Source organism: Nocardioides sp., assembly GCF_035429765.1.
In the GTDB taxonomy this organism is placed as follows: domain Bacteria; phylum Actinomycetota; class Actinomycetes; order Propionibacteriales; family Nocardioidaceae; genus Nocardioides.
This window is the reverse complement of record NZ_DAOMFK010000028.1, coordinates 1-23,952: the sequence shown is the minus strand read 5'-3', so window position 1 is coordinate 23,952 and position 23,952 is coordinate 1. Positions and strand designations below refer to the sequence as shown.

At 71.2% G+C, this 23,952-nt stretch carries 22 protein-coding genes; 1 reads left to right on the top strand and 21 read right to left on the bottom strand.

Features of this window, described 5'->3' with window-relative positions; all coding sequences use genetic code 11:
• From PLP61_RS04985 to PLP61_RS04940, 10 genes are all read right to left on the bottom strand, one after another.
• Positions 1-372 (bottom strand): hypothetical protein (locus PLP61_RS04985; RefSeq protein WP_324500958.1); only part of this gene is annotated, 372 nt, incomplete at its 3' end.
• A gap of 11 nt (positions 373-383) precedes the next feature.
• Positions 384-1,730 carry a replication-associated recombination protein A gene (locus PLP61_RS04980; protein ID WP_324500966.1) on the bottom strand — a complete coding sequence of 449 codons (1,347 nt, stop codon included), beginning with the start codon at positions 1,728-1,730 and terminating at the stop codon, positions 384-386.
• 52 nt (positions 1,731-1,782) lie between these two features.
• Positions 1,783-2,973, bottom strand: coding sequence for an ABC transporter ATP-binding protein (locus PLP61_RS04975; protein WP_324500956.1), 1,191 nt, complete (start codon positions 2,971-2,973; stop codon positions 1,783-1,785).
• Positions 2,973-4,064 (bottom strand): ABC transporter ATP-binding protein, encoded by a 1,092-nt coding sequence (locus PLP61_RS04970; RefSeq protein ID WP_324500954.1) that lies wholly within the window; start codon positions 4,062-4,064, stop codon positions 2,973-2,975. The genes PLP61_RS04975 and PLP61_RS04970 overlap by 1 nt, the downstream gene beginning before the upstream one ends.
• Complete coding sequence (locus tag PLP61_RS04965; protein ID WP_324500952.1) at positions 4,061-5,068, bottom strand: ABC transporter permease; 1,008 nt, start codon at positions 5,066-5,068, stop codon at positions 4,061-4,063. Before PLP61_RS04965 ends, PLP61_RS04970 begins: the two co-directional genes overlap by 4 nt.
• Positions 5,069-5,233: 165 nt before the next feature.
• Positions 5,234-6,994, bottom strand: a complete 1,761-nt coding sequence (locus PLP61_RS04960) for an ABC transporter substrate-binding protein (protein ID WP_324500950.1) — start codon at positions 6,992-6,994, stop codon at positions 5,234-5,236.
• A 69-nt stretch (positions 6,995-7,063) separates the two neighbouring features.
• Positions 7,064-8,107, bottom strand: a complete 1,044-nt coding sequence (locus PLP61_RS04955; RefSeq protein WP_324500948.1) for an ABC transporter permease — start codon at positions 8,105-8,107, stop codon at positions 7,064-7,066.
• Between the two features lie 157 nt (positions 8,108-8,264).
• A complete protein-coding gene (gene aspS, locus PLP61_RS04950) occupies positions 8,265-10,031 on the bottom strand; it encodes an aspartate--tRNA ligase (RefSeq protein ID WP_324500946.1) in 1,767 nt (588 codons plus the stop codon).
• Positions 10,028-11,380 (bottom strand): histidine--tRNA ligase, encoded by a 1,353-nt coding sequence (gene hisS / locus PLP61_RS04945; protein ID WP_324500944.1) that lies wholly within the window; start codon positions 11,378-11,380, stop codon positions 10,028-10,030. Before hisS ends, aspS begins: the two co-directional genes overlap by 4 nt.
• A 1-nt stretch (position 11,381) precedes the next feature.
• Entirely contained in the window at positions 11,382-12,107 is a 726-nt protein-coding gene (locus PLP61_RS04940) for an MBL fold metallo-hydrolase (protein WP_324500942.1), read from the bottom strand.
• A 115-nt stretch (positions 12,108-12,222) separates the two neighbouring features.
• Between PLP61_RS04940 and PLP61_RS04935 the strand changes: the two genes are divergently transcribed.
• Positions 12,223-13,452: a DUF349 domain-containing protein gene (locus tag PLP61_RS04935; RefSeq protein ID WP_324500940.1), complete on the top strand. Its 1,230-nt coding sequence runs from the start codon at positions 12,223-12,225 to the stop codon at positions 13,450-13,452.
• Positions 13,453-13,458: 6 nt separating this feature from the next.
• Here PLP61_RS04935 and PLP61_RS04930 read toward each other — a convergent pair whose 3' ends face one another.
• The 11 genes from PLP61_RS04930 to PLP61_RS04880 all read right to left on the bottom strand — a co-directional run.
• The gene (locus PLP61_RS04930; protein ID WP_502888957.1) at positions 13,459-15,765 is read right to left on the bottom strand and encodes a RelA/SpoT family protein; all 2,307 of its coding nucleotides are present in this window, start codon (positions 15,763-15,765) and stop codon (positions 13,459-13,461) included.
• 50 nt (positions 15,766-15,815) lie between these two features.
• Positions 15,816-16,334: an adenine phosphoribosyltransferase gene (locus PLP61_RS04925; RefSeq protein WP_324500962.1), complete on the bottom strand. Its 519-nt coding sequence runs from the start codon at positions 16,332-16,334 to the stop codon at positions 15,816-15,818.
• 41 nt (positions 16,335-16,375) lie between these two features.
• Positions 16,376-17,602 (bottom strand): protein translocase subunit SecF, encoded by a 1,227-nt coding sequence (gene secF, locus PLP61_RS04920; protein WP_324500938.1) that lies wholly within the window; start codon positions 17,600-17,602, stop codon positions 16,376-16,378.
• Positions 17,602-19,290 carry a protein translocase subunit SecD gene (secD, locus tag PLP61_RS04915; protein ID WP_324500936.1) on the bottom strand — a complete coding sequence of 563 codons (1,689 nt, stop codon included), beginning with the start codon at positions 19,288-19,290 and terminating at the stop codon, positions 17,602-17,604. Before secD ends, secF begins: the two co-directional genes overlap by 1 nt.
• Position 19,291: 1 nt before the next feature.
• Positions 19,292-19,597 carry a preprotein translocase subunit YajC gene (gene yajC, locus PLP61_RS04910; RefSeq protein ID WP_324500934.1) on the bottom strand — a complete coding sequence of 102 codons (306 nt, stop codon included), beginning with the start codon at positions 19,595-19,597 and terminating at the stop codon, positions 19,292-19,294.
• 97 nt (positions 19,598-19,694) lie between these two features.
• Complete coding sequence (ruvB, locus tag PLP61_RS04905; protein WP_324500932.1) at positions 19,695-20,777, bottom strand: Holliday junction branch migration DNA helicase RuvB; 1,083 nt, start codon at positions 20,775-20,777, stop codon at positions 19,695-19,697.
• 2 nt (positions 20,778-20,779) lie between these two features.
• Positions 20,780-21,379, bottom strand: coding sequence for a Holliday junction branch migration protein RuvA (ruvA, locus tag PLP61_RS04900; protein ID WP_324500930.1), 600 nt, complete (start codon positions 21,377-21,379; stop codon positions 20,780-20,782).
• Positions 21,376-21,888 (bottom strand): crossover junction endodeoxyribonuclease RuvC, encoded by a 513-nt coding sequence (ruvC, locus tag PLP61_RS04895; RefSeq protein WP_324500960.1) that lies wholly within the window; start codon positions 21,886-21,888, stop codon positions 21,376-21,378. Before ruvC ends, ruvA begins: the two co-directional genes overlap by 4 nt.
• 194 nt (positions 21,889-22,082) lie before the next feature.
• The gene (locus tag PLP61_RS04890) at positions 22,083-22,847 is read right to left on the bottom strand and encodes a YebC/PmpR family DNA-binding transcriptional regulator (protein WP_324500928.1); all 765 of its coding nucleotides are present in this window, start codon (positions 22,845-22,847) and stop codon (positions 22,083-22,085) included.
• Between the two features lie 39 nt (positions 22,848-22,886).
• Complete coding sequence (gene pdxT / locus PLP61_RS04885) at positions 22,887-23,495, bottom strand: pyridoxal 5'-phosphate synthase glutaminase subunit PdxT (protein ID WP_324500926.1); 609 nt, start codon at positions 23,493-23,495, stop codon at positions 22,887-22,889.
• Positions 23,492-23,952: beta/alpha barrel domain-containing protein (locus tag PLP61_RS04880; RefSeq protein ID WP_502888956.1), on the bottom strand; the 461-nt coding region annotated here is incomplete at its 5' end. The genes PLP61_RS04880 and pdxT, both read right to left, overlap by 4 nt.

Genomic DNA, 23,952 nt, shown 5'->3' with positions numbered 1-23,952 from the left:
CCCGGGCGCCCAGGCGCGGCGTCCGCCGTGGGCCGGGGCGGCCGCCTTCACCACCGACTCCCGCAGCACCAGGTCGGCGAACAGCCGCCCCTCGATGCGGCCGGGCGTCGGGGGCGGCAGGTCGACCGCTCCGGAGCCCTCCGCCGGGAGGTCGGTGATCAGGAACTCCACCGCACGGTCCGTCGGGGTCGGCTCCGCGCCGAGCCTCTGCTCGATGCCGGCGACCCGCTCGCGCAGCTCGTCGGCCTCCCGGCGCGAGGCGGCCAGGTCGGCGTGGGCGCGTGCCCGCAGGCGCAGCAGAGCCACGCCGAGCACCACCGTCACCACGGTGAGCACGACGAGGAGCGCCACGAGCCACCAGTCCTGTCTCACAACGCCGAACCTTATCGCCCCGCGGAACCGGCATCCCCGCGGATGAGCCGCCGGATCCGCTCCCACCGCTCCTTGACGGCGGCCTCGGCGCCCAGGGAGGTGGGCTGGTAGTAGGCGGCGTCGGCGAGCTCGTCGGGCGCGTACTGCTGCGCGGCGATGCCGAAGGGCTCGTCGTGGCTGTAGACGTAGTCCTTCCCGTGCCCGAGCCTGGGCGCCCCGGGGTAGTGCGCGTCGCGCAGGTGGGCGGGCACCGCACCGATCCGCCCGGCCTTCACGTCGGCACTGGCCGCGTCGATGGCGCGGATCACCGCGTTCGACTTCGGTGCCACCGCGAGCGCGATCGTGGCCTGGGCGAGGTTCAGCCGCGCCTCCGGAAGCCCGATCAGCTGGACCGCCTGGGCCGCGGCGACCGCGGTCGTCAGCGCGGTCGGGTCGGCCAGGCCGATGTCCTCGCTGGCCAGGATCACCAGCCGCCGCGCGATGAACCGGGGGTCCTCGCCCGCCTCGAGCATCCGCGCCAGGTAGTGCAGGGCGGCGTCGGCGTCCGAGCCGCGCACGGACTTGATGAACGCCGAGGTGACGTCGTAGTGCTGGTCGCCCTGCCGGTCGTAGCGCACGGCCGCCTGGTCGACGGCGGTCTCGGCAGTGGCCAGGTCGATCACGGTCGAGCCCTGGGTCCGCGCGGCCCCGGCGGCGGCCTCGAGGTAGGTCAGGGCCCGGCGGGCGTCCCCGCCCGCCAGCCGCACCAGGTGATCGGCCGCCTCCGCCTCCAGGGTGAACTCGCCGTCCAGCCCGCGCTCGTCGGAGAGCGCCGACTGCAGGACGGTGCGGACGTCGTCGTCGGTCAACGACACCAGGCGCAGCAGGAGGCTGCGGGAGAGCAGCGGGGAGATGACCGAGAAGAAGGGGTTCTCGGTGGTGGCCGCCACCAGGGTCACCCACCGGTTCTCCACCCCGGGCAGCAGGGCGTCCTGCTGGGCCTTGGTGAAGCGGTGCACCTCGTCGACGAAGAGCACGGTCTCGCGGCCGGTGCGGACCAGGTCGGCCCGGGCCGCGTCGATGGCCGCCCGCACCTCCTTGACCCCGGCCGCCACGGCCGAGACCTCCACGAACCGCCGGTCGGTCTGGTTGCTCAGGATCGCCGCGATCGTGGTCTTCCCGGTCCCCGGCGGGCCCCACAGCAGCAGCGACAGGGACTGGTCGCCCTCGATCAGCTGCCGCAGGGGCGACCCGGCGGCCCGCAGCTGGGGCTGCCCGACGAGCTCGTCGAGCGTGCGTGGCCGCATCCGCACCGCGAGGGGCGCGGCCACGTGGCCGGCGTCGGTCAGCGACCCGGCGCCGGTCCGCTCCGGCGCCATGTCGAAGAGCCCGTCCACGCGGGCAAGCCTAGGCGACCTCCGGGACGCGGGCTCAGGCCTGGGTCATCGTCTTGCGGTCCAGGTCGTACCACGAGTCGGCGTAGCCGGGGATGTTGATCTGCTCGGCCGCCACGGCACCGGGGACCGGGCTGCCGGAGTCGTCGACCCCGAGCAGGGTGGTGGTGACCGGCAGCTCCGGGTGCCGGCCCAGCTCGCCGGGGAAGTGGCAGGCGACCTTGTGCCGCGGACCCACCTGCAGCAGCGGCGGCTCGACCTTCGCGCACATCTCCTTGGCGATCGCGCAGCGGGTCCGGAACCGGCACCCGGAGGGCGGGTTGATCGGGCTGGGCACGTCTCCGACGAGGCGGATGCGCTCCCGGCGGCCGCCGATCGCGGCCTGCTTCACGTCGGGCACCGCGGAGAGCAGGGCCTGGGTGTACGGGTGGTGGGAGTGCTGGTAGATGGTCTCGCGGTCGCCGATCTCCACGATCTTGCCGAGGTACATCACCGCGACCTCGGGGCAGAAGTGGCGGACGACCGCGAGGTCGTGGGCGATGAAGAGGAACGCGATGTCGAACTCCCGCTGGACGTCCTGGAGCAGGTTGATCACCTGCGCCTGGATGGACACGTCCAGCGCGGAGACCGGCTCGTCGGCGACCAGCAGCTTGGGGTTGAGCGTGAGGGCCCGGGCGATCCCGATGCGCTGGCGCTGGCCGCCGGAGAACTCGTTGGGGTAGCGGTTGTAGTGCTCGGGGTTCAGGCCGACGACCTCGAGCAGCTCCTGCACCCGGGGCAGGATCTTGTTCCTGGGCACCACGTCGTGCACCGCGAGCGGCGCCCCCACGATCGAGCCGACCGTGTGCCGGGGGTTCAGCGAGGTGTAGGGGTCCTGGAAGATCATCTGCACGTCGCGGCGCAGCGGCTTGAACTGGCGGTGGGTGAGCTTCGCGATGTCCTGCCCGTCGAACATCATCGAGCCCGACGTCGGGTCGTTGAGCCGGGTGATGCAGCGACCGGTGGTGGACTTGCCGCAGCCGGACTCCCCCACCAGCCCCAGCGAGCCGCCCTCGGGCACCTCGAAGGAGATCCCGTCGACGGCCTGTACGTGGCCGACCACGCGGCGCAGCAGACCGGAGGACTTCACCGGGAAGTACATCTTGAGGTTGTCGACGGTCAGCACCGGTGGCCGGTCGAGGTCGAGGCGGGAGGGAGCGTGCCCGGCGACGGGCTCGGCGTGGGCCATCAGGTCTCCTCGACCAGGTCGGGGGCGATCTCGGGCAGGATCTCGGCCTGGTAGATCGACTCGGGGTCGGGCAGGTGGCAGCGCCGGAGGTGGTAGCCGCTGCCGGTGGGCTCGAGCTCGGGCAGGGTGGACGTGCACAGGTCGCCGGGGACCTTGTCGCGGTGGACGCACCGGGGGTGGAACGGGCAGCCCGTCGGCGGGTTGAGCATGCTGGGCGGGTTTCCGGGGATCGGGATCAGCCGGGCGTCGATGTCGGCCGAGACGTCGGGGATGCTCGAGAGCAGGCCCCAGGTGTAGGGCATCTGCGGGTGGACGAGGATCTCCTTGCAGGCGCCGTACTCCACCGCGCGACCGGCGTACATGACCAGCACGTCGTCGGCCATCTCCGCGATCACCCCGAGGTCGTGGGTGATGATGATCACGGCGGAGTTGAACTCGCGCTGCAGGTCGTTGAGCAGGTCGAGGATCTGGGCCTGGACGGTGACGTCGAGCGCGGTCGTCGGCTCGTCGGCGAAGATCAGCGACGGGTCGTTGATCAGGCCCATCGCGATCATCGCGCGCTGCCGCATGCCCCCGGAGAACTGGTGCGGGAAGTCGTTGACCCGCGACTCCGGCTGGGGGATGCCGACCCGGTCCAGCATCTCGATGGCCTTGCGGCGCGCGTCGCGCTTGGAGGCCTTCGGGTGGTGGACGAGGTAGGCCTCCTCGAGCTGGTCCCCGATCTTGTAGAACGGGTGCAGCGCCGCCAGCGCGTCCTGGAAGATCATCGACGCCCGGCTGCCCCGCAGCTTGCGCATCCGGGCCTCGTCCAGCCCGACGACCTCCGTCCCGCCGAGGCGGATCGACCCGGTGATCCGGCTCTGCTTGGGGTCGTGCAGCCCCATCACGGCCAGGCTGGAGACGGACTTGCCCGAGCCGGACTCTCCCACGATGCCCAGGGTCTGGCCGAGGCCCACCGAGTACGACAGACCGGTCACCGCGGTGACCAGGCCGTCCTCGGTGGGGAACCGGACGGTGAGGTCCTCCACGACGAGGTACGGCTCGTCCCCCGCGCCCTGCGTGCCGCCGGGGCTGCTCTGCACCGAGGTCACGACAGCCTCACCCTCGGGTCCAGGACGCTGTAGATGACGTCGACGATGATGTTGCTCGCGATGATCATGATCGCGCCGAACAGCGTGGTCGCCGCCACCACGTTGAGGTCCTTGATGCCGACCGCCTCGACCCCCCACCAGCCGATGCCGTGGATGTCGAAGATGCGTTCGGTGAAGATCGTGCCCGACAGCAGGATGCCCAGGTCGAGGCCGAAGATCGTGACCACCGGGACCATGGCCGCCCGGAGGGCGTGCTTGTAGACCACGGTCCGTTTGGCCAGCCCCTTGGACCGGGCCGTGCGGATGTAGTCCTCGCTGAGGGCCTCCACCATCGACCCGCGCGAGTAACGGGTGTAGGAAGTGGCGCCGAAGATGCCGAGGGCGACCCAGGCCAGGAACAGCCCGGTGAACCACTTGTAGGGGTTCTCGGTGAATGGTGTGTACCCGGTGTCGCTGAATATGGGCACCTGCCAGATGACGGTCATGTAGAGCCAGAACAGCAGCGCGAAGAGGTAGTAGGGGATCGAGGAGAGGAAGAGGAAGGAGGACACCAGCGCCTTGTCCGCCACGGTGCCTCGTCGTTGGGCCGCGGCGACGCCGATGGGGATCCCGAACGCCAGGTAGAGGAACGCCCCGCCGATGGCCACCGAGATCGTGGCGGGCAGCCGTTGCTTCATCTCCTCGAAGACCGGCTGGTTGGTGCGGAAGGACAGCCCCAGGCACGGGGCGGGGCACTCGATGGGGATGCTGCCGAACTGGATCTCCCGGCCCACCAGCACGCCCTTGGCCCACTTGCCGTACTCGACGTAGACCGGGTTGTTGTAGCCGAGGTTCTCCTTGAACATCTCCAGCTTCTCGGCGCTGCAGCGGTTGCCGGTCTGGTTGTTGCAGATGGGCCGAGCCGGCTCCGACGGGCCGTACCAGAACAGCGCGAACACCGACATGGAGACCAGGATCACCACGGCGATCCCGGAGAGCACGCGCTTGACGACGTAGGCGAACATCTCGCAAGACCTCCGGGTGCTGCGGGAGCCGTGCAGGCACGGCGGGTGGCTGACAATCTAGTGCGCCGCGGGGCGGCGCGACAGACAGGTGGAGGTGGTGGGGGCCCCCGAGCTCTCAGGAGCCCCCACCACGGTGTGCACCGAGCGTGCGCTCAGCGCGCGGACCTACTGCTTGACGAACAGGTCCTTGTAGTACGGCGCGCCGAACGCCGGGTCGCCGTAGAAGGCACCGACCTTCTCACCGTAGACCAGCATCTCGTTGCGGTACGCGGTCGGGATGATGGGGAAGTACTGGGTCGAGATCTCCTCGTCCAGGTCACCCCAGGCACCCGGCTGCTCGTCGAGAGGCAGCGTGGTGATGCTCTCCATCTTGTCGTCGACGGCCTTCTCGGAGAACTGCGCGGTGTTGTAGGCAGCCCCGGTCTTCGCGATCGGCGGCAGCATGGTCAGGCCCGACGGCCAGTCGGAGCACCAGTTGACGCCCCGCAGGTTGAGCTTCTTGTTGGTCTTGTCGTCGGGGTTGAGCCAGATGTCGTACGGCGAGACCTCCACCGGGATGCCGGTGAGGTCGAAGCCGGCCGCCTTCATGCCCTCGACCATGACCTTCTGGGTGTCACGGGCCAGCGGGTCGGGCTCGTAGTAGACGTTGGTGAGCTTGTACTGCCCCGTCACGCCCGCGTCGGCCAGCAGCTGCTTGGCCTTGTCGGGGTTGTAGGTGATCTGCTCACCGTCGACGTAGAAGTCCTTGCGACCGGCCATGCCCGGAGGCATCAGCGTGTTCGCGGGGACTCGGGTCACACCCGGGATCTCGCCACCGACGGTCCAGACGTCCTCGTAGGGGATGGCGTAGGCGATGGCCTTGCGGATGTTGATGTCGGTGATCTTGGTGTAGTCCGGCGTGGTGTAGTTCGTGCACTGCGCGGACTGCTTGACCAGCCGGTCACCCACCGTGTCCTGGAACTTCTGGTAGTTCGCCGAGTTGATGCCGATCGAGATCCCGGTCTGGGCGTCGGTGTTGCCGCTCAGCATGACCTGGTCGGTCTTGTTCGGGTCCTGGTTGAACTTGATCACGACCTTGTCGGCGTACTGGTGCCGGGCCGGGTCGGTCGCCGGGTCCCACTGGTCGTTCTTGACCATGACCAGCTCTTCGCTGGAGCGGAAGGACTCGATCTTGTAGGGACCGGTGGACAGCGGGTGCTTGCCGTAGGCCGGCGGGTCGCTCACCTTGCCGAGCGGGGCCGGGCCCATGGCCATGAAGGAGCCCCACCAGTCCATGTCCGGGAACGGCTTGGACATCTTGATGGTGATGTCGTTGCCGTCGACGGTGATGCCCTGGTAGTCCACACCCTTGTCGGTGTAGGGACCCTTGTAGGTGTCGGCGTCGAGGAAGTAGGTCTTGGAGTACTCCGTGCCCGGGCCGGCCGGGAAGGTGTCGCTGTCCAGCGAGCGCTGGATGCCGAACGCCAGCTCCTCCGGCGTGACCGGCTTGCCGTCCTCCCACTTCACGCCGTCACGCAGGGTGAAGGTCCACTCGGTGAAGTCGGAGTTCGGCCGACCGAGGTCGGTGGCCAGGTCGGGGACCAGCAGGAACTGACCGGTGTCCGGGTCACGCATGTACTGCGTGAGGGAGCGGTTCATGTACGCCTGCTGGATGGAGTTGCCGAGCACCGACCAGCCCTCGGTCGGGTCCAGCGAGTTGGGGCCGGGGTCGCCCTGGGCGTACACCGTGAGGGTCCCGCCCTCGGTGGCGCCGGGAACCTCCGGTGCCGGTCCCTGGGCCTCGGGGTCCTTGGCGAAGCCCGAGGCGGCCTGCTCGAAGTCCCCCTTCACCTCGGAGTCGCCGCCCGAGTCACCCGAGCCGCCGCAGGCGGCCAGGGTGAGCAGGGCGGCACCGGCGAGCGCCGCAAGCGGCTTGCTCCGTCTCATGTGCTGTCCAGCCTTTCTTCTTGTGGTCGTGCCTCCAGGGATGTGCCCCGGGGCCACGGATGGGTCCCGTCAGCGACGGGTCTTGGGGTCGAGGGCGTCGCGGATGGCGTCGCCCAGCAGGTTCAGGGCGACGACCAGCAGCACGATGCCGAGCAGCGGCTCCCACAGGTAGAGCGGGTAGAGCTGGAAGTAGTCGGTGGCCTTGTTGATGGTCTGGCCCCACGAGGCGCCGTCCACCCCGATGCCCAGGAAGGCGAGTCCCGCCTCGGCGGTGACGAACGCCGGCAGCATCAGCGAGGCGGAGATGACGATCGGGGCCACCAGGTTGGGCAGCAGCTCCTTGGACAGGATCCGCCAGGTGGGCATGCCGATCACCTGGGCGGACTGGATGAACTCCCGCTCCCGCAGTGAGAGCACCTCCCCGCGGATCAGCCGGGCCGTGCCCATCCAGCCGAAGAAGGTGAGGATGAGGATGAGCGACCAGTACTTGATCGTGTGGTACTGCGCCGGGTTGTCGGCGAAGCGCTCGTTGAGGATCGGGGCCAGGCTGAGCGCGGCGAGCAGGAACGGGATGGTGAGGAAGAAGTCGGTGATGAAGGAGATGGTCCTGTCCAGTCCGCCGCTGCCGTAGCCGGAGATGAGCCCGACGACCACGCCGATCAGGGTCGCCGCGACGGTGGAGATGGTGGCGATCGTCAGCGAGGTGCGGCAGCCGTACAGCCAGTAGGCCAGGTTGTCGTCGGCCGTGTGCGGCGCCAGGCCGAAGGGGTGCTCGGGGTCGTAGCCGTGCAGCGGGGGGCCGGTCTTGGGCAGGCCGCCGTTGAACGCGTCGATGTACTGCGAAGGGAGCACCGACGCGGTGCTGACGTTGAAGAAGTTGGCGATCACTCCGGCGAAGATGGCGATCAGCACGAACACCAGCACGATGAACAGGCAGACCATGGCGAGCTTGTCGCGCACCAGCCGGCCCATCGCGATCCGCAGCGGGGACTTGCCCTCGATGCTCTGGCTCTGGGCCCTGCTCTTCTTCTTGTCCTTGCGGGACTTCTTGTCCCTCGGTCCCTCGTGCAGGTCTTCGGACTGCAGCGTCTCGATCTTCTCGGGGATGGACATGTCTTCCCATCTGGGTCTGGCAGACCGGGGATCACCCGGTCCGGCAACGTGGTGCCGTCCGCGACTCTAGGCGACCCAGACAGCACGAGCGATCACCGCAGGGTAACGATCTGGTCTCGGCGACACCAGATCCCCCAGGACGTCCGGCCGTTCAGCCTCAGGGCCGGACATCCTCCGCGGGGACGGCGTCCACCCCCGCCTCCTTGCGCTGCTGGGCGGTGATCGGCGCAGGTGCGGAGGTGAGCGGGTCGAACCCGCCGCCGGACTTCGGGAAGGCGATGACCTCGCGGATGGAGTCGGTGCCGGCCAGCAGGGCCACGATCCGATCCCAGCCGAGCGCGATCCCCCCGTGCGGCGGCGGGCCGTAGGCGAACGCGTCGAGGAGGAAGCCGAACTTCTCCTGCGCCTCGGCCTCGTCGATGCCCATCACGGCGAACACCCGCTTCTGGACGTCCTGGCGGTGGATCCTGATCGAGCCTCCGCCGATCTCGTTGCCGTTGCAGACGACGTCGTAGGCCCAGGCCAGCGCCGAGGCCGGGTCCCGGTCGAACGCCTCGGGGTCCTGCGGCGAGGTGAAGGCGTGGTGGACCGCGGTCCAGGCGCCGGAGCCGACCGCGACGTCGCCGGCGGCGGTCGCCTCGTCCGCGGGCTCGAACAGGGGCGCGTCGACCACCCAGAGCAGGCTCCAGGCACTCTCGTCGATCAGCCCGCACCGTCGGCCGATCTCCAGTCGTGCGGCGCCGAGCAGCGCCCGGCTCGACTTCACCGGCCCCGCGGCGAAGAAGACGCAGTCGCCCGGGGCGGCCCCTACGTGGTCGGCCAGCCCGGCCCGCTCCGCCTCCGAGAGGTTCTTGGCCACCGGGCCGCCCAGCTCACCGTCCGCACCGACGGTGACGTAGGCCAGGCCGCGTGCCCCCCGCTGCTTGGCCCAGTCCTGCCAGGCGTCGAACTGGCGGCGCGGCTGGCTGCCGCCTCCGGGCATCACCACCGAGCCGACGTAGGGCGCCTGGAAGACCCGGAACGTGGTGTCGCGGAAGTAGTCGGTGCAGTCGACCAGCTCCTGGCCCATCCGCAGGTCGGGCTTGTCGGTGCCGAAGCGCGCCATCGCCTCGGCGTAGGTCATCCGCGGCAGCGGGGTGGGGAGCTCGTGGTCCACCAGGCCCCACAGCGCGGCGAGGATCTCCTCGGTCAGCGCGATCACGTCGTCCTGGTCGACGAAGCTCATCTCGACGTCGAGCTGGGTGAACTCCGGCTGCCGGTCGGCGCGGAAGTCCTCGTCCCGGTAGCAGCGCGCGATCTGGTAGTAGCGCTCCACGCCGGCGACCATCAGCAGCTGCTTGAAGAGCTGCGGACTCTGCGGCAGGGCGTACCACCGGCCCGGCTGCAGGCGGGCCGGGACCAGGAAGTCCCGCGCCCCCTCCGGCGTGGACCGGGTCAGCGTGGGGGTCTCGATCTCGACGAAGTCGTGGGCGGCCAGGACGGTGCGAGCGGCCTGGCTGACCCGGCTGCGCAGCCGGAGCGCCCGGCTCGGGCCGGTCCGCCGCAGGTCGAGGTAGCGGTGCTTGAGGCGGGCCTCCTCCCCCACCTCGATGTGCTCGTCGATCGGGAACGGCAGCGGGGCGCACGGGCTGAGCACCTCGACCTCCGAGGCGATCACCTCGACCTCCCCGGAAGGCAGGTGCGGGTTCGCGTTGCCCTCGGGCCGCACGGCGACCTCCCCGACCACCCGCACGCAGTACTCGCTGCGCAGGCTGTGGGCCACCGCCTCGTCCCTGACCACCACCTGCACGACCCCGCTGGCCTCGCGCAGGTCGAGGAAGGCCACCCCGCCGTGGTCTCGGCGGCGGGCGACCCAGCCTGCGAGGACGACCTGCCGGCCGGCGTGCTCGGCGCGCAGCGCGCCGGCGTCATGGGTGCGGATCACTGTGTCTTCTCCTGATCGCTGGTGCGGACGACCCGCGGCCGCAGGTCCTCCGGTGGTGGGGTCCAGGTGGCTGGCTCGGCAGGGACCTGGGTTCCCGAGCGGATGTCCTTCACCTCGTGCCCGCCGTCCCCCGGGAACCACACGAAGGGGATGCCGCGGCGCTCGGCGTACCGGATCTGGCGGCCGAACTTCTGCGGGCTGGCGGCGACCTCGCAGGGGACGCCGTTGCGGCGCAGCGCGTCCGCGACCGCGTCGCTGGCCGCTCTCGACGCCTCGTCGGCGAGGGCGACCAGGACCGCGCTGGGCACCGAGCGGCTGCCGGCGACGGTGCCGCGCTGGAGCAGGGGGACCACGACCCGGCTGACCCCGAGCGAGATGCCCACCCCCGGGAAGGTCGTGCGGCCGTCGCTGGCGAGAGCGTCGTACCTGCCCCCGGAGCAGATGGAGCCGAGGCTCTCGCTGCCCTGCAGCCGGGTCTCGAAGACGGTGCCGGTGTAGTAGTCCAGCCCACGCGCGACGGCGAGGTCGGCGACCACGCCCACCCGGTCGCCGGCCAGCGGGGCGCACCCGCGCACGAGCTCGGCGAGCTCGGCGAGCCCCTCGTCCAGGAGCTCGTGACGCACGCCGAGCTCGCGCACGCGGGCGACGAAGGAGTCGTCGGGGGTGCGGATGCCGGCCAGGGCCAGGCAGGCGTCGGCCTGCGCGGCGGTGAGCCCGACCTCACCGACCAGCAGGGCGTGGACCGCCTCGGCGGGGACCTTGTCGAGCTTGTCCACCACGCGCATCGCCTCGTCGACGTCGGGGACGCCGATGCCGGTGTAGAAGCCCTGGATGAGTTTGCGGTTGTTCACCTGCAGGGTGAAGGCGGGCAGGAAGTCCAGCCGCGACAGGGCGTCGATCATCACCCTGGCCACCTCGACGTCGTGGTGGAAGGGCAGCACGTCGCGCCCGACGATGTCGATGTCGGCCTGGGTGAACTCGCGGTAGCGGCCCTCCTGCGGCCGCTCCCCCCGCCAGGCCTTCTGCAGCTGGTAGCGGCGGAACGGGAACTCCAGCTTCCCGGAGTTCTCCAGCACGTAGCGGGCGAAGGGCACGGTGAGATCGAAGTGCAGGCCGATCCCCGAGTCCGCGGCCGAGTCGGTCTCCTGCAGGCGGCGCAGGACGTAGACCTCCTTCGAGGTCTCCCCCTTGCGCAGCAGCTGGTCCATCGGCTCGACGGCGCGGGTCTCGATGTTGGCGAAGCCGTGCAGCTCGAACACCTCGGCCAGGGTGTCCAGCACCGCCCGCTCGACCACGCGCTGGGCGGGCAGCAGCTCGGGGAACCCGCTCAGCGGGGTGGGCTTGCTCATCTCACAGACCTCGGCTGACTCGTTCGGCGCCGCCGCTCTCGAGGAGGTCGCGCAGGAAGGGGTTGGTGGCGCGTTCGCGACCGATGGAGGTCTGCTCGCCGTGGCCGGGGAGCACCACGACGTCGTCGGCGAGGGGCAGCACCTTGTCCCGCAGGCTGCGCAGCATCGTCGGGTGGTCCCCGCCGGGCAGGTCGGTGCGGCCGATCGAGCCGGCGAAGAGCAGGTCGCCGGAGAACATCACCTCGGAGACCTGCGGGCCCGACGGGTCGGTGGCAGGGTAGGGCGTGCGGAAGGTGACCGAGCCGGCGGTGTGACCGGGGGTGTGGTCGACGACGAACCGCAGCCCCGCCAGCTCCAGCTCCTGGAGGTCGCTGAGCTCGCGCACGTCGTCCGGCTCCGCGAACGTGAAGCCCCGGCCCAGCAGCAGCTGGGCGGTCTCGCGGCCCATCCCCGCCGTCGGGTCGGTGAGCAGGTGCCGGTCCGCGGGGTGGATCCACGCGGTGGCGTCGTAGCCGCCCGCGACGGGCGCCACGCACCACATGTGGTCGATGTGCCCGTGGGTGACCAGCACGGCGACCGGCTTGAGCCGGTGCTCCCGCACGACCGTCGCCACGCCGTCGGTCGCGTCCTTCCCGGGGTCGACCACGACGCACTCGCTGCCCGCGCCGGTGGCCACGACGTAGCAGTTGGTGCCCCAGGGACCCGCGGGGAAGCCGGCGATCAACACCCCGGAAGCCTATCCAGCCGCGACGACGGGCGCTGCATCGGCGCGTGGTGACTAGCATGGCCCCAGCGCTCCCCGGCACGGGTGCGTCATCTGAGTCGAACGAAGAGGAACGCACGTGACGAGCCATGAGTGGGGGCGGGTCGCCGAGGACGGCACGGTCTTCGTGCGGACCGCTGAGGGCGAGCGCTCGGTCGGGCAGTACCCCGCGGGGACGCCGGAGGAGGCGCTGCGGTTCTTCACCGAGCGGTACGCCGCGCTCGAGTTCGAGGTCGGCCTGCTCGAGCAGCGGATCCGGTCGGGGGTGCTGAGCCCCGAGGAGGCCGTCGCGTCGGTGCGCACGGTGCGCGAGCAGGTGGTCGGCGCCAACGCGGTCGGCGACCTGGACGCGCTGGCCACCCGCCTGGACGCCCTGGCGCCCGTCATCGAGCAGCAGCGAGAGGCCCGTCGCGCGGAGCGGGCGGCCCGGGCCGCGGAGTCCCGGGTGGAGAAGGAGCGGATCGTCGCGGAGGCCGAGGGTCTTGCCGAGGGCACGGACTGGCGCAACGGCGCCAACCGGCTGCGCGAGCTGCTGGACACCTGGAAGGCGCTGCCCCGGCTGGACCGGGCCTCTGACGACGCGCTGTGGCGGCGGTTCTCGACCGCCCGGACGACCTACACCCGCCGTCGCAAGGCCCACTTCGCCGAGCAGCAGGAGCGGCGCGAAGGTGCCCGGGCGGTGAAGGAGCGGCTGGTCCGCGAGGCCGAGGAGCTGGCTACCTCCACCGACTGGGGTCCCACGGCGGGGGCCTACCGGGACCTGATGCGGGAGTGGAAGGCGGCCGGACCGGCGCCGCGGGACGTCGACGAGGCGCTGTGGAAGCGGTTCCGGACCGCCCAGGACACCTTCTTCGGGGCGCGCGACGCCGCGAACGCCCGGGTCGACGAGGAGTTCGCCGCCAACGCGGTGGTCAAGGAGCAGCTGCTGGTGGAGGCCGAGCAGCTGGTCCCGGTGACCGACCTGGACGCCGCCCGCCGCGCCTTCCGGGACATCGCCGAGCGCTGGGACGCTGCGGGCAAGGTGCCACGGGAGCGGATGAGGGAGCTCGAGGGCCGGCTGCGCCGCGTCGAGCAGGCCATCCGCGGGGTCGAGGAGGAGCAGTGGCGCCGCTCGGACCCGGAGAAGTCGGCCCGCGCCGACGAGATGGTCACCAAGCTCGAGAGCGCGATCGAGAAGGTCGAGGCGGACCTGGCCAGGGCGCGCGCAGCCGGTGACGCCCGCCGGGTGCAGGAGCTGGAGGAGAACCTCGCGTCCCGGCAGGCCTTCCTGGAGATGGCCCGCAGGACCTCCAGCGAGTTCTCCGGCTGAGCACGCTCACTGCGTGACGCGGTAGGCGTCGAACACCCCCGGCACGGAGCGGACCGCGCGCAGCACCGTCTCCAGGTGCTTGGCGTCGGCCATCTCGAAGCTGAACCGACTCTTGGCCACCCGGTCCCGGGTGGTGGTCAGGTTCGCGCTGAGGATGTTCACGTGCGCGTCGGAGAGCGCCATGGTGATGTCGGAGAGCAGGCGGGCCCGGTCGAGCGCCTCGACCTGGATGTTGACCAGGAAGCTGGACTGGGAGGTGGGTGCCCACTCGACCTCCACCAGGCGCTCCGGGTGCCGCTCGAGCGCGGCCGCGTTCGTGCAGTCCCGTCGGTGCACCGAGACGCCCCCTCCCTTGGTCACGAACCCCATGATCGGGTCCCCGGGGACCGGCGTGCAGCACTTGGCCAGCTTGATCCAGACGTCGTCGGCACCCTTGAGCACCACGCCGGAGTCGCCGGCCGGCGCCGCCCGGGCCTTCCCCCGGCGGCCGGTGATGGTGACCCCCTCGGCGAGGTCCTCCGCGGCCCCGTCCTCGCCCCCGTGCAGCTCGATGACCCGGCGGACCACCGCCTGGGCGCTGATGTTGTTCTCCCCGACCGCGGCGTACAGGGCCGAGACGTCGGGCAGGTGGAAGTGCTGGGCGGTGAGGGACAGCGACTCGTGCGAGAGCACCCGCTTGAGTCCCATCCCCTCCTTGCGCATCAGCTTGACGATCTGCTCCTTGCCCCGCTCGATGGCCTCCTCACGGCGTTCCTTGGTGAACCACTGGCGGATCTTGGCGCGCGCCCGCGGGGACCGGACGAAGGTCAGCCAGTCGCGGGAGGGCCCGGCGGCGGGGTTCTTGGAGGTGAAGACCTCGACCACGTCGCCCATCTCGAGGGCCGACTCGAGCGGCACCAGTCGTCCGTTCACCCGGGCGCCGATCGTGTGGTGGCCCACCTCGGTGTGCACGGCGTAGGCGAAGTCCACCGGCGTGGCGCCGGCCGGCAGCGCCATCACGTCGCCCTTCGGGGTGAACACGTACACCTCGGTCCGGTTCATCTCGAAGCGCAGCGACTCCAGGAACTCCCCGGGGTCCTCGACCTCGCTCTGCCAGTCCAGCAGCTGGCGCACCCAGGTCATGTCGTCGAGGTCGCCCGGTCGGTCGGTGTCGACCCCGCTGCGGCCGTTCTCCTTGTACTTCCAGTGCGCGGCGACGCCGTACTCGGCGCGACGGTGCATGCCGTAGGTGCGGATCTGCAGCTCGACCGGCTTGCCCTGCGGGCCGATCACCGTCGTGTGCAGGGACTGGTACATGTTGAACTTCGGGATCGCCACGTAGTCCTTGAACCGGCCGAGCACCGGGCTCCACCGGGCGTGCAGGATGCCCAGCGCGGCGTAGCAGTCCTTGTCCTCGTCGACCAGGATGCGCACCCCCACCAGGTCGTAGATGTCGGAGAACTCCCGGCCCCCGACGATCATCTTCTGGTAGATCGAGTAGTAGTGCTTGGGCCGCCCGGTCACCGTCGCCCGGATCCGCGCCTCCTTGAGGTCCTCCTCGACCTGCGCGACCACCTCGGTGAGGAACTGGTCCCGGGAGGGGGCCCGCTCGGCCACCATCCGCACGATCTCGTCGTAGATCTTGGGGTGAAGCGTGGCGAAGGCGAGATCCTCGAGCTCCCACTTGAGAGTGTTCATGCCCAGCCGGTGGGCGAGCGGCGCGTAGATGTCGAGGGTCTCCCGCGCCTTGCGCTCCTGGGTCTCCCGCTTCAGGTAGCGGATCGTGCGCATGTTGTGCAGCCGGTCGGCCAGCTTGATCACCAGCACCCGGATGTCCCGGGCCATCGCCACGATCATCTTGCGGATGGTCTCGGCCTCGGCGGTGTCGCCGTACTTGACCTTGTCCAGCTTGGTGACGCCGTCGACGAGGGCCGCCACCTCCTCACCGAAGTCCGCGCGGAGCTGCTCGAGGGTGTACGGGGTGTCCTCGACGGTGTCGTGCAGCAGCGCGGCCACCAGCGTCGGCTCGGTCATGCCGATGTCGGCCAGGATCGTGGTGACCGCCAGCGGGTGGGTGATGTAGGGGTCGCCGCTCTTGCGGGTCTGGCTGCCGTGCATCCGCTCGGCGGTCAGGTACGCGCGCTCGAGCAGCGCGAGGTCGGCCTTGGGGTGGTTGGCGCGGACGGCGGTGAACAGCGGCTCCAGCACCGGGTTCCCGGTCGACTGGCCGCGGGTGCCGATCCGCGCGATCCGTGCGCGCATCCCCCGCGGGCTGAGGACGGGCTCGGGCGCGCGCTCGGCCGGCGCGGCGGGGGGAGCCTTCTCCTCGGTCATTGGCCCATTCTAGTGCGGGCCGCGCGCCCGGGCGCCGGTCCGAGGAGTCCTCAGACGCTCGCCAGCACCGTCAGGGGCAGGCCGCCGACGCCCTCGCGGCCGGGCAGCGCGCCGATCTCCATCAGCACCGACACCGCGTGCGTGCTGCCCCCGCACAGGGCCACCAGCTCCCGGGTGGCGGCCACGGTCCCGCCGGTCGCCAGCACGTCGTCGACCAGCAGCACCCGCTCCCCCGGCGCGACGGCGTCGCGGTGGATCTCCAAGGTGGCCTCGCCGTACTCCAGCGCGTAGGAGACCGCGTAGGTCGCCCGCGGCAGCTTCCCGGCCTTGCGGACCGGGACGAAACCGACGCCGAGGCTCAGCGCCACGGGGGCGCCGAGGATGAAGCCGCGCGACTCCATGCCGATCACCTTGTCCACCACCACGGCACCGGACTCGTCGCGGCCCGCCGAGGCGAGCACCTCGATCACCGCGGTGAACGCCCCGTGGTCGGCGAGCATCGGGCTCATGTCCTTGAACAGGACGCCGGGCTCGGGGAAGTCCGGCACGTCGACCACCAGCCGCTCCATCGCGTCGTGGGCGGCGGCCAGGGCGGCACTCGTCACGGCGGTCACTTCTTGCCTCGCTTCGCTCGGGACTGCCGGGTGGGCTGGGCCCGCCCGCTGGAGGGGCTCTGCCGGACCTCGCTGCGCGGGGGTGGCGCCACCCGGCCACTGCCCAGCGTCGGCTGCGGACGCCCCGGGGCGACCGGGGCGACCGGGGCGGCCTGGGCGGCCGGGGCGGCGCCGGGCTCCTCGGCGATCGGCATGTCCTCGGTGAACACCGGCACCGAGGCGTACCGGTCGGCGTCGTGACGCTGGCGGGTGCGGGCCCGCTTGTCGGACAGCTTGATCTCCGACTCGCGCGACTTCAGCTGGGCCAGCAGCGGCGTGGCGATGAAGATCGAGGAGTAGGCACCGGCGGCCATGCCCACGAACAGGGCCAGGGCCAGGTCCTTCAGCGCCCCGGAGCCCAGCTGCACGACGCTGACGTAGAGGATGGCGCCCACCGGGATCAGCGCCACGATCGAGGTGTTGATCGAGCGGACCAGGGTCTGGTTGACCGCCAGGTTGGCCGCCTCGGCGTACGTCTGGTGGCTGCGGCGCAGGTTCTTGGTGTTCTCCCGGACCTTGTCGAAGACCACCACGGTGTCGTAGAGCGAGAAGCCCAGAATGGTCAGCAGGCCGGTCACCGTGGCAGGGGTCACCTCGAACCCGGTCCAGGCGTAGATGCCGATGGTGATCAGCACGTCGTGGGCGAGGGCGACGATCGCCGCCACCGACATCTTCCACTCCCGGAAATAGCCCCAGATGAGCAGGACGACCAGGACGAGGAACACGGAGAGGCCGATGAGGGAGCGCTGGGCCACCTGCTTGCCCCAGCTGGGGCCGATCTCGGAGGTGGAGATGTCGTCGTTGGTGGCACCCGTGGTCGCCAGGATGGCGTCGATGACCTCCGTGGTCTCCTGGGGGGTCAGCGGCTGGGTCTGCACCAGCACCGCCTCGTTGCCCGAGGTGGTGACCACCGGGGCCGCGGCGTTGGGGATCCCGGTACCGGCGACCGCGGCCCGGACGTCGTCCGCGGTCTGCTGGGTGACCTGGTCGGCCGGAAGGCTGACCTTGTACTCCGACCCGCCGACGAACTCGATGCCCATGTCGAGGCCGCGGACCTGCAGCCCCAGCAGCGACAGGACCAGGATCAGGCCCGAGATGCTGTACCAGAGCCGCCGGCGGCCGACGAAGTCGATCGACCGGCGCCCGGTGTAGAGGTCGTTGCCCAGGCGGGAGAACCTGCTCATCAGATGGCACCTCCAGCCGGAAGCCGGTCCAGGCCGACGTGCTCGGCGTCCAGCCCGGACAGCTTGTGCCCCTTGTTGAAGAACGGGTAGCGGGCGAGCAGCGACACCATCGGGTGGGTGAACCAGAAGAAGACCACCAGGTCGATGAGCGTGGACAGGCCGAGCGCGAACGCGAAGCCTCGCACCACGCCCGCGGCGAAGATGTAGAGCACCACGGCCGCCAGCAGCGACACCGCGTCGGCTGCGACGCAGGTGTTGCGGGCGCGGGCCCAGCCGGTCTCGACGGCGACCCGCATCGACTTCCCGTCGCGCATCTCGTCGCGGATCCGCTCGAAGTACACGATGAAGGAGTCGGCGGTGATGCCGACCGCCACGATCAGGCCGGCGATGCCCGGCAGCGACAGCGTGAAGTTGGCGGTCTCGCTGAGCAGCAGCACCATGCCGTAGGTGATCACCCCTGCGACGATCAGCGAGGCGATCACCACCAGCCCGAGCCCCCGGTAGTAGAGCAGGCAGTAGAGCATCACCAGCAGCAGACCGACCACGCCGGCGGTGATGCCGGCGGAGAGCTGGTTGCCCGCCAGCGAGGGGCCCACGGTCTGGACCAGTGGGTCCTTCTCGAACGCCACCGGCAGCGCACCGAACTTCAGGCTGGTGGCGAGACTGCGTGCGGTGGCCTCGGTGAAGTTGCCGCTGATCTCGGCCTGACCGTTGGTGATGATGCCGTTCATGGTGGGGGCCGAGATGACCTGGCCGTCCAGCACGATCGCGAACTGCCGGTCGGTGCCGTAGAGCTCCCGGGAGATCTTGGCGAAGGTGTCGCTGGCCTGGGAGTCGAACGCGAGCTGGACCACCCACTTCAGGCTCTGCTGGTTGGGCGCTCCCGGGCTCGCGCTCTTCAGATCCGTGCCGTTGATCATCGCCGCCGAGAGGAGGTACTTGTTGCCGTCGCCGTCGCAGGTGACCAGCGGCTGGTCCGGGTCGTCGACCACGTTGGTGGACTCACCGGGCGCCGGGCAGGTGAAGTCGTCGAACTTCTTGACCCACTTCTCGTCGGGCTTCAGCGACCAGGCCAGCGGGTCGTCGACCCCTGCTCCGCCGTCCTTGGGGGTGGCCGAGCCCGACGGTGAGGCCGACGGCGAGCCCGCGGCACTGGGCTCGCTGCTCGGCTTCGTGGAGGGGCCGGCCTTCGGACGGGGACTCTTGCTGGCCTGGCCCTTGCCGGGCTGGCTCTTGCCGGGCTTGGTGGTCGCGGACGGGGAGGGGGCCAGGACGCCGGCGCCGGGCGAGGCGGACGGGCTGGCCGCGCCGGTGGTCGCCGCGCCGGGGCCGACCTTCGCGACGATCCGGAAGTGGAGCAGCGCCTGGCGCTTGACGGTCTCGACGAGGTCCGCGCGGGTCTCGCCCGGGATCTCCACCACGACGTACCGGTTCCCGCTCGTGGTCACCTCGGCCTCGGTGACCCCGGAGCCGTTGACGCGCGAGTCGATGATCGAGGCGGCCTCCTCGAGGTTGGCCGGGTCGACGGAGTCGCTCTTGGCGCTGAGCGTGATCCGGGTGCCGCCCTGCAGGTCGAGGCCGAGCTCGGGCTTCCAGGTGCCGGCGACGGCCACCAGCGCGAACAGCAGCCCGACGGCGAGGAAGAAGACGCCGAGGGTGCGCCACGGACGGCGGCTGCCTCGGGCCACCTCAGCCCTCCTCGGCGGCGTCAGGCCCTGGCTCGACGTCGGTGGGCTCGGCGTGGACCACCCGGGCCACGGCCGCGCGGGCAACCTGGACCACCAGGCCGTCGGCGAACTCCACCTCGATCGGGTCCTCGTCGACCGTGCGCAGCGTCCCGTAGATGCCCGAGCTGAGCATCACCCGGTCGCCGACCCGGAGGCTTGCCTGCAGCTGGGCCATCGCCTTGTTGCGGCGGCTGGCCGGCCTGATCAGAAGAAGCCAGAAGACAAGGGCGATGCCTGCCAGGGGCAGGAGGGAGACAAGCTGCTCCACTCGGACAACCTCTCAACGGGGGACGGACGGCGGCGGGCGCGACGGGAGGCGCCCCGGCCAACGGTGAAGTCTAGCCTCCGGGGCACACGGGTCGACGTCAGTCCTCGAACAGCGTGGCGTCCGCGGGACCGGGCGCAGCCGAGGGGGGCACAGCCAGGCCGAGGTGCTGCCAGGCGGCGGGGGTGGCGACCCGGCCGCGCGGCGTACGGGCGAGCAGGCCGCTGCGCACCAGGAAGGGCTCGGCGACCTCCTCGACGGTCTCGCGCTCCTCCCCCACCGCGACCGCCAGCGTGGACACGCCCACGGGTCCGCCGGCGAAGCGCCGGCAGAGCACGTCGACCACCGCTCGGTCGAGCCGGTCCAGGCCGGACTCGTCGACCTCGTAGAGCTCCAGCGCCTCGCGGGCGACAGGCAGGGTGACCACACCGTCGGCGTGCACCTGGGCGAAGTCGCGGACCCGGCGCAGCAGCCGGTTGGCGATGCGGGGGGTGCCGCGCGAGCGCGAGGCGATCTCCGCGGAGCCCTCGGTGGTGATCGGCACGTCGAGCAGCCCCGCGGAGCGGTGCAGGATGCGGTCCAGGTCGTCCGGCTCGTAGAACTCCAGGTGGGCGGTGAACCCGAACCGGTCGCGCAGCGGCCCGGGCAGCAGCCCGGCCCGGGTGGTGGCGCCGACCAGGGTGAAGGGCGGGATGTCCAGCGGGATCGAGGTGGCACCGGGGCCCTTGCCGATGACCACGTCGACGCGGAAGTCCTCCATGGCCATGTAGAGCATCTCCTCGGCGGGCCGGGACATGCGGTGGATCTCGTCGACGAACAAGACGTCGCCCTCGTTGAGGCCCGAGAGGATCGCGGCCAGGTCACCGGCGTGGGTGATCGCCGGGCCACTGGTCAGCCGGAGCGGCACGCCCATCTCGTGGGCGATGATCATCGCCAGCGTCGTCTTGCCCAGCCCCGGGGGACCCGAGAGCAGCACGTGGTCGGGCGCCCGGCCACGGCGCCGGGCCGCCTCGAGGACCAGGCCGAGCTGGGCCCGCACCCGGGACTGGCCGACGACCTCGTCCAGGCTGCGGGGGCGCAGCGCCGCCTCGATCGTGCGCTCGTCGCCGTCGGCCTCGGCCGCGGTGAGGGAGCGCAGGTGGGCGTCCTCGGCGGCGGCGTACCGGTCGGTGGGCTCGCTCATGCTCATGCCTTGCTCAGCGTGCGCAGGGCCGCCCGGAGCAGGGCGCCGACGTCGGGCTGGTCACCGGCCTGGGGGGCGACCGCCTCCACGGCCTGCTCGGCCTCGCGGGCCGACCACCCGAGGCCGACCAGCCCCTGGTGGACCTGGTCGCGCCAGCCGCCGGCCGGTGCGGCCGGGACGGAGCCCGGGCGTCGACCGGTGGGCGGGCCGATCCGGTCCTTCAGCTCGAGGATGATCCGCTGCGCGCCCTTCTGCCCGACCCCGGGCACCCGGGTGAGGGTCTTGACGTCCTCGGCCGCCACCGCGGTCCGCAGGTCGTCGGGGGGAAGCACGGCCAGCATGGCCTGGGCGAGCTTGGGGCCCACGCCGGACGCGGTCTGGAGCAGCTCGAAGAGGGACTTCTCGTCCTCGTCGAGGAACCCGAACAGGGTGAGGGAGTCCTCGCGCACCACCATGCTGGTGGGCAGGGTGGCCGGCTGCCCGGGGCGGAGGGTGGCCAGGGTCGCCGGGGTGCAGAGCACCTCCAGACCGACGCCACCGACCTCGAGCACCGCGCTGGACACGGTGAGGGCGGCGACCTCGCCGCGGACGAACGCGATCACGACTTCCTCCCTGCGGCCGCGACCGCGGCGTCGAGGCGCGCCTGAGCCCCGCCCCGCCAGATGTGGGTGATGGCCAGCGCCAGGGCGTCCGCGGCGTCGGCCGGCTTCGGCGGCGTCGGCAGCCGCAGGATCCGGGCGACCATGGCGCCGACCTGCGCCTTGTCGGCCCGCCCGCTGCCGGAGACCGCGGCCTTCACCTCGCTCGGCGTGTGCAGGGCGATCGGCAGGCCACGCCGGGCGGCCGCCACCATCGCGATGCCGCTGGCCTGGGCGGTGCCCATGATCGTGCTGGAGTCGGAGCGGGCGAAGACGCGCTCCACGGCCACGGCGTCGGGGTGGTACTCCTCCAGCCAGGCGTTGATGCCGCGCTCGATGGTGACCAGCCGGGTGGCGACCGGCTGGTCGGCGCTGGTGCGCAGGACGTTGACGTCCACCAGGGTGAGCGGCCGGCCGACCGTTCCCTCCACCAGCCCCATCCCGCACCGGGTCAGGCCCGGGTCGATGCCCAGCACCCGCATCCTGCCGCCTCTCGTTACGAACGTGTGTTCGGCAGCCACGCTAGCCGCGGGGCCGGACGGATCCGGGGAGGACACGCGGCGCGACCCGCGGCGCCGCCGACCCGTCACAAATTGCGGCGCTCGCGGCGTTCCTCTACCCGTGACAGGTGAGGGTTTCCCCGCCCGGGCGGGGAACCGACACGCCCTCAGGCGTCCAGCTCGGCGAGCACCTCGTCGGGGACGTCGGCGTTGGTGAAGACGTTCTGGACGTCGTCGAGGTCCTCGAGGGCCTCGACCAGCCGGAAGAACTTCGCCGCCGCGTCCTTGTCCAGCCCGACCTCCATGTCGGGGACGAACTCGGCCTCGGCGGAGTCGTAGTCGAGACCGGCGTCCTGGAGGGCGGAACGTACGCCGACCAGGTCGCCGGCCTCGCTGATCACCTCCACGCTCTCCCCCAGGTCGTTGACCTCCTCGGCACCCGCGTCGAGGGTCGCCTCGAGCACGTCGTCCTCGGTGACCTCGCGGTCGTCCTGGGACTTCGGGACGATCACCACTCCCTTGCGCTTGAACAGGAAGGACACCGAGCCCGGGTCGGCGAGGGTGCCGCCGTTGCGGGAGGTGGCGGTACGCACCTCCATGGCCGCGCGGTTCTTGTTGTCGGTGAGGCACTCGATGAGCAGCGCGACGCCCGAGGGCCCGTAGCCCTCGTACATGATCGTCTGGTAGTCGGCGCCGCCGGCCTCGGCCCCCGAGCCGCGTTTGACGGCCCGGTCGATGTTGTCGTTGGGGACCGAGGACTTCTTGGCCTTCTGGATCGCGTCGTAGAGGGTCGGGTTGCCGGCCGGGTCCCCCCCGCCCATCTTCGCCGCCACCTCGATGTTCTTGATCAGCTTGGCGAACAGCTTGCCGCGCCGCGCGTCGATGACGGCCTTCTTGTGCTTGGTGGTCGCCCATTTCGAGTGGCCAGACATGCGTCCTCTTCTCCCGTGGGGGTACGTCGGGTGGCGGGCTCAGCCGGTGCGCACGACCCCGGCGAACATCTCGTGGAGCCGGGTGTCACCGCCGACCTCGGGGTGGAACGCGGTCGCCATCAGCCGACCCTGCCGAACCGCGACGATCCTACCCGCGGCGGGCCCGACGGCGACACGGGCGAGCACCTCGACGTCCGCACCGGCCTGCTCGACCCAGGGAGCCCGGATGAACACCGCGTGCACGGGCTCGGCCAGCCCGACGACGTCCAGGTCGGTCTCGAAGGAGTCGACCTGGCGACCGAAGGCGTTGCGCCGCACGGTGACGTCCAGCCCGCCGACCGTCTCCTGGTCCGGGCGGCCGTCGGTGACGCGGTCGGCGAGCAGGATCATCCCGGCGCAGGTCCCGAAAGCCGGCATCCCGGTCTTGACCCTGTCCCGCAGCGGCTCGAGCAGCTCGAAGGCGACCGCGAGCTTCGACATCGTGGTCGACTCCCCGCCCGGGATCACCAGCCCGTCGCAGGCGGCCAGCTCCGGGGGCCGCCGGACGGGCAGCGCGCGCACGCCGACGGCTTCGAGCGCGTGCAGGTGCTCACGTACGTCACCCTGGAGAGCCAGGACCCCGACGGTGGGCCGGAAGCGGCCCGTCACCACCCACGCTCGGCGAGGCGGTGCGGCTGCGGGATCTCCTCGACGTTGATGCCGACCATGGCCTCTCCCAGCCCGCGGGAGACCTTGGCGACCACGTCGGGGTCGTCGTAGAAGGTGGTGGCCTTCACGATGGCCTCCGCCCGCTCGGCGGGGTTGCCGGACTTGAAGATGCCGGAGCCGACGAAGACCCCCTCGGCGCCGAGCTGCATCATCATCGCCGCGTCGGCGGGGGTGGCGATGCCCCCCGCGGTGAAGAGCACCACGGGCAGGCTGCCGGCCTCGGCGACCTCCCTGACCAGCTCGTAGGGCGCCTGCAGCTCCTTGGCGGCGACGTACAGCTCGTCGGCCGAGAGGCTCTGCAGCCGGCGCATCTCGGCGCGGATGGTGCGCATGTGGGTCACCGCGTTGGAGACGTCACCGGTGCCGGCCTCGCCCTTGGAGCGGATCATCGCCGCGC